General features: G+C 69.0%; 3 protein-coding genes. 2 read left to right on the top strand and 1 reads right to left on the bottom strand.

Going from position 1 to position 3706, the window contains the following annotated elements; translation table 11 throughout:
• Positions 1-9: 9 nt before the first annotated feature.
• Positions 10-162 (top strand): aspartyl/asparaginyl beta-hydroxylase domain-containing protein, encoded by a 153-nt coding sequence (locus tag RMN84_RS09455; protein WP_405051473.1) that lies wholly within the window; start codon positions 10-12, stop codon positions 160-162.
• On the opposite strand, the gene mutS is transcribed toward RMN84_RS09455, so the two are convergent.
• The gene (gene mutS, locus RMN84_RS09450; protein ID WP_309611923.1) at positions 159-2753 is read right to left on the bottom strand and encodes a DNA mismatch repair protein MutS; all 2595 of its coding nucleotides are present in this window, start codon (positions 2751-2753) and stop codon (positions 159-161) included. The two genes, RMN84_RS09455 and mutS, sit on opposite strands and share 4 nt — an antisense overlap.
• A 98-nt stretch (positions 2754-2851) precedes the next feature.
• Here mutS and RMN84_RS09445 point away from each other — a divergent pair.
• On the top strand, positions 2852-3706 hold an 855-nt coding region (locus RMN84_RS09445), incomplete at its 3' end, for a malic enzyme-like NAD(P)-binding protein (protein ID WP_309611922.1).

The following is a 3706-nucleotide window of genomic DNA, read 5'->3' as shown; positions in this document are numbered from 1 at the left end:
CCGGGCCGCATGATGATCTTCGACGACAGCATCGAACATGAGGCGTGGAACGACAGCGACAAGGTACGGGTCGTACTGCTGTTCGAAATCTGGCGCCCGGAAATCAGCGAGCGCGAGCGGGCCGCACTGACCGCGATGTTCGCCGCCGTCGGCGATTTCTAGGCCGGTTCGTTGGCGATCCGCTTGAGGGCGTAGAGGGCGTCGAGGGCTTCGCGGGGGGTCAGGGCGTCGGGGTCGATTGCGGCGAGGGTGGTGACAATAGGGTCCGGGGCGGCCGCGGGCGTGGCAGCGGCGGCGAAGAGGGGGAGGTCGTCTAGTCCCGCAGCGATCCCGCCGGTGGCGTCGCGACCCGCTTCGAGCTTGGCGAGGACCGACTTGGCGCGGGCGAGGACGGCCGGGGGCAGACCGGCGAGGCGAGCGACGGCTATGCCATAGCTACGGTCGGCAGGGCCGGGCGCGAGTTCGTGAAGGAGGACCAGATCGCCCTTCCATTCGCGCGCGCGGACGTGGTGGAGCGAGAGGGCGTCGAGGCGGTCGGCGAGGCGGGTCAGCTCGTGATAATGGGTGGCGAAGAGGGTGCGCGCGCGTGACTGGTCGTGCATTGCTTCGACCACCGCCCAGGCGATGGCGAGGCCGTCATAGGTTGATGTGCCGCGGCCGATCTCGTCGAGGATGACGAGGCTGTGCGGCGTCGCCTGAGCGAGGATGGCGGCGGTCTCGACCATTTCGACCATGAAGGTCGAGCGGCCCCGCGCCAGATTGTCGGCCGCGCCGACTCGGCTGAACAGACGGTCGACGATGCCGATCTTCGCTCGGGTCGCGGGAACGAACGATCCGGCCTGCGCGAGCAAGGCAGCGAGCGCGACCTGGCGGAGGAAGGTCGATTTGCCGCCCATGTTGGGGCCAGTGATCAGCCACAGGCGATCGTTGGGGCCGAGTGCGACATCGTTGGCGACGAACCGCTCGCCGGTCGCGGCGAGGGCGGCCTCAACTACCGGGTGACGACCGGCGTCGATCTCGAGGCAGGGGTGGTCGACCAGCGACGGCGCGCACCATTGTCCCTCGGCGGCGCGGGCGGCGTTACTTGCGGCAACGTCGAGCCGGGCGATGGCGTCGGCGGTGGCGGCGATGGCGGGAGCGGCGGCGACGGCGTGGGCGGTGAGGTCCTCGAGATGTGCGGCTTCGGCGGCGAGGGCATGGGCGCCAGCCTCGACCACGCGCGATGCTTCGGCGTGGAGGTCGGGGGAATTGAAGCGGACCACGCCCGCCAGTGTCTGGCGATGAGTGAAGCCGCTGGTCGGCAGCATGAGCGGGTCGGCGTGGCGCGCGCCGACCTCGACATGATAGCCGAGGACGGCGTTGTGGCGGATCTTGAGCGAAGCGACGTCGGTCGAATCGCGATAGCGGGCTTCGAGCGCGGCAATGGCGCGGCGACCATCGCTGGCAGCGAGGCGGAGGGCGTCGAGCGCGGCGTCATAGCCTTCTGCGACATAGCCGCCCTTGGCGCTATCGAGCGGCGGGACGGGGACAAGGGCGATGGTCAGGCGGTCGATCAGCGCGGCATGGCCGCCGAGGTCGGGCAGGGTGGCGGCTAGGAGGGCCGGGCGCTCGGGTTCCTGCTCAAGCTCGCCGCAGAGCGCGGCAGCGGCGGCGAGGCCGTCGCGGACAGAGGCGAGGTCGCGCGGGGATCCGCGTCTGGCGACGAGGCGGCCCAGCGCGCGCGACAGGTCGGGAATGGCTTTGAGGGCTTCACGCGTGCGGTCGCGGCGGAGCGCATTGTTGTGAAACCAGGCGACGAGGGCGAGGCGGGCCTCGATCGCCGGGCGGTTTGTCAGCGGCGCGCTGAGGTCGGCGGCGAGCAGGCGCTTGCCGCCGGCGGTGACGCAGCGGTCGAGCGTAGCGAAGAGACTCGTCCCATTGGGACTGCGCAAAATCTCGAGCGATTCCCGGGTCGCCGGGTCGATCGCCATGTGCGCCGAGCGAGCGACGCGCCGGGGGGCGGCGAGAAAGGGAATCGCATCTTTCTGGGTTGCGTCGAGATAGGCGAGCAGCCCGCCGGCGGCCGCCAGTTCAGCGCGGCCGGGCGAGCCGAAGCCGTCGAGCGTGGCCACGCCGAAGCGGGCGATCAGCGCGCGCTCGCCCGCGAGGCTGTCGAACCCGGCCTTGCCCGGCGTGATCTTGAGCCCGGGGATGCGCTCGTCGGCGATCGTCTCGGCGGGACCGAGCCGGGCGAGTTCGGCGGCGAGCTCGCCGGGGCCGCAGGAAACCAGCTCGAACCGGCCGGTCGAAATGTCGGCGGCGGCAATGCCCCATTCGTCGCCGGCCTTCGCCACCACCGCGAGCCAGTTGGCAGCGGCACTGTCGAGCAGGACCTCTTCGGTCAGCGTGCCGGGCGTGACGAGGCGCACGATGGCGCGGTCGACCAGCGCCTTGGCCCCGCGTGCCTTGCGTGCCTCGGCGGGACTCTCAACCTGCTCGGCGATGGCGACGCGGTGGCCGCCCTTGATCAGCCGGGCGAGATAGTTATTGGCGGCATGGACGGGGACGCCGCACATCGGGATCGGCTCGCCCTCGGACTCGCCGCGCCGGGTCAGCGCGATGTCGAGGCATGACGCAGCAACTTTCGCATCGTCGAAGAATAGTTCGAAGAAATCACCCATCCGATAGAATAGCAGCGCATCGGGCGCCTCGGCCTTCAGGCGGTGATATTGGGCCATCATCGGCGTCAGGGTGGGAGCTTCGGCGCGGGCCATCGACGGGGGAGTAGCAGTTCGCGTACTGCACGGGGAGAGGCTTGCGGGGTGACTCGCCCCCCTGCGTCCGGTTAAGGGCTGGCCCGCAGGAGAGCCGAATGTCTGACAGCAACGTCACCTTTTCCGAAGCCGAGGCGCTCGATTTCCACGCGCGCGGGCGGCCGGGCAAGATCGAGATCGTCGCGACCAAGCCGATGGCGACCCAGCGCGACCTGGCGCTGGCCTATTCGCCCGGCGTCGCGGTCCCGGTGCGGGCGATCGCCGAGGATCCCGACAAAGCTTACGACCTGACCGCCAAGGGCAATCTGGTCGCGGTGATCACCAACGGGACGGCGATCCTCGGGCTGGGCAATCTCGGCGCGCTGGCGTCGAAGCCGGTGATGGAAGGCAAGGCGGTGCTGTTCAAGCGTTTCGCCGACGTCGATTCAATCGACATCGAACTGGATACGGAGGATGTCGACCAGTTCGTCAACGCGGTCGCGCTGATGGAGCCGAGCTTCGGCGGCATCAACCTGGAGGATATCGCCGCTCCCGACTGCTTCATTATCGAGCAGCGGTTGAAGGAGCGGATGAACATCCCGGTGTTCCACGACGACCAGCACGGCACCGCGATCATCACCGCCGCCGGCCTGATCAACGCCTGCCTACTGACCGGGCGCGAGTTGAAGGACATCAAGGTCGTCGTGAATGGCGCGGGCGCGGCGGCGATCGCCTGCACCCAGTTGATCAAGGCGAGGGGCGTGCGCGGCGACCCTGTTATCATGTGCGATCGCAAGGGGACCATCCGCAAGGACCGCACCGATCTCGACCAGTTCAAGTCGGCCCATGCGGTCGTGACCGACGCGCAGAATTTGCAGGAAGCGCTGGTCGGGGCGGATGTTTTCCTCGGACTGTCGGCGGCAGGCGTGCTGAAGCCCGAAATGATGCTGGCGATGGCCCCCTCGCCGATCATC

The organism is Sphingomonas sp. (assembly GCF_031380695.1).
Lineage (GTDB): Bacteria > Pseudomonadota > Alphaproteobacteria > Sphingomonadales > Sphingomonadaceae > Sphingomicrobium.
Note: the sequence above shows the minus strand (reverse complement) of the source record. Positions and strands in the feature narration are given on the sequence as shown.